The sequence below is a fragment of the Bacillus sp. P4_D3 genome (genome assembly GCF_056401855.1).
Map to the genome: position 1 here is coordinate 1 of NZ_JBFUIN010000725.1, position 1,535 is coordinate 1,535.

The 1,535-nt window shown below is 29.2% G+C and carries 2 protein-coding genes; both read right to left on the reverse strand.

Annotated features, from left to right (window positions below; genetic code table 11):
- Positions 1–36: 36 nt before the first annotated feature.
- Positions 37–708 carry a hypothetical protein gene (locus AC1DTM_RS26010; RefSeq protein WP_016103705.1) on the reverse strand — a complete coding sequence of 224 codons (672 nt, stop codon included), beginning with the start codon at positions 706–708 and terminating at the stop codon, positions 37–39.
- Positions 695–1,030 carry a PadR family transcriptional regulator gene (locus AC1DTM_RS26015; protein WP_016103706.1) on the reverse strand — a complete coding sequence of 112 codons (336 nt, stop codon included), beginning with the start codon at positions 1,028–1,030 and terminating at the stop codon, positions 695–697. The genes AC1DTM_RS26010 and AC1DTM_RS26015 overlap by 14 nt, the downstream gene beginning before the upstream one ends.
- Positions 1,031–1,535: the final 505 nt, after the last annotated feature.

Below are 1,535 nucleotides of genomic sequence, written 5' to 3' on the forward strand. Positions count from 1 at the left end.
GCTTAATAGCGATATATATGCTCTTTAAATAAGTTATTAGAATCTTGATGCTTTAAATAAAAATTTATATAAAATATAGAAAAATAGAGCTATCAAGGCACCTTGCCATAAACTTAAATTATAAGAAAGATAAGGGTGTTTTTTAAAATGCATATGTAATAATACTGATATTCCAAATGGAATAGAAATTGATAATACAAATATAATTCGGCTCTTCCAATTCATTATGAATTTAAACGAGAATCCTTTCATTACATATAAAATAATATAAAGACCTCCAATAAGAATTATGACAGATAGTGTGGTTTCCAGAATATCAAATGACACACCTCCAGTTTGATAGTTTTTTTGAAAAAACGAAGTTATTACAGCAGATATCGTATCTATTCCAAATTGAATAGCAAGTAGTAAACTAATAATAAAACCAATTGTTGAAAATTTTTCAAACATTGTTTGTTGAGGTAGGGCGGCAATTAATTCGTCACAATACGTTGGAAGATCCTCCCCAAATACATCATAAGCATTTTTTCCTTCTTTTTGAGATTCAAGAAGGTGGTCTAAAATCTCCAATAATAGTTCTTCTGATTGCCTTTCAGGAACATTTGAACAGCGAATATACACTAACATATTTCCATAAGCTAGTTCATTTTCTTCTGTTAGTAGCTTTCTTTTTTCATTATTCATTTTAGCCATTTCATCTGGTTTCATTTTGTTTTTCCCCTCCTAGTAACCGATTTACAGTTGTTGATACCATATCCCAACTTTCCTTAAATGCCTCTAATTGTTCTAATCCCTTCTTTGTTAAATGATAATACTTACGTTTAGGTCCTAGATTAGAGGTTTTCAAAGTTCCTTCGATTAACTTTTCTTTTTGCATACGCAATAAAAGTGGATAAATACTGCCCTCACTTACGAACGTAAAGCCATATTGATTCAATTTGGTACTTAGTTCATAACCGTATACTTCTTCTTGTGAGATGATATATAAAATACAGCCTTCTAATACACCTTTTAGCATTTGGCTATGCATCGATTCATCTCCTTTCAGTAGGTTGCTATGCAAGTTAGTATGTAGTTAGAGTGTAACATCAGGTAACTTGCTTTGCAAGTCACCTGTTAGTCTTTTAATAAAGAATATGTAAAAAGACAATAAAGCTATTAAATTTTAAAACCTAAAACAAGCATAACCCCGTTCTAAATTTAGGACGGGGTTAAAATATAGTTGTTTAATTTTCGATATAAGATACTTCACTGTACTCAAAAATATAACAATAAAGTCGTTTAAAAATCTAAGGTTTATTCAACAATAGCGCCCGATTGTTGAAGATCGTTTTTCTTATTGAACTAACGCATCTGTTCGTTAAGTGTAACTCTTCCCAATTACTTGATATTATATAGGTGAATAGAAAGATAAATTAAAATTTAGTTTAGTAGTTGTAAAAGTAGGTTATTTATATTATTCTATTATAATTTTTCGAAAAGGAGAGTTTATGAAAAAGATTATTGTTTTTGTATTAACGATATTTATATTATTC

What these genes read in the sequence shown, in the direction of transcription:
- AC1DTM_RS26010 (WP_016103705.1), bottom strand. Translation starts at nt 708, where the DNA reads ATGAAACCAGATGAAATGGCTAAAATGAATAATGAAAAAAGAAAGCTA.
- AC1DTM_RS26015 (WP_016103706.1), bottom strand. Translation starts at nt 1,030, where the DNA reads ATGCATAGCCAAATGCTAAAAGGTGTATTAGAAGGCTGTATTTTATAT.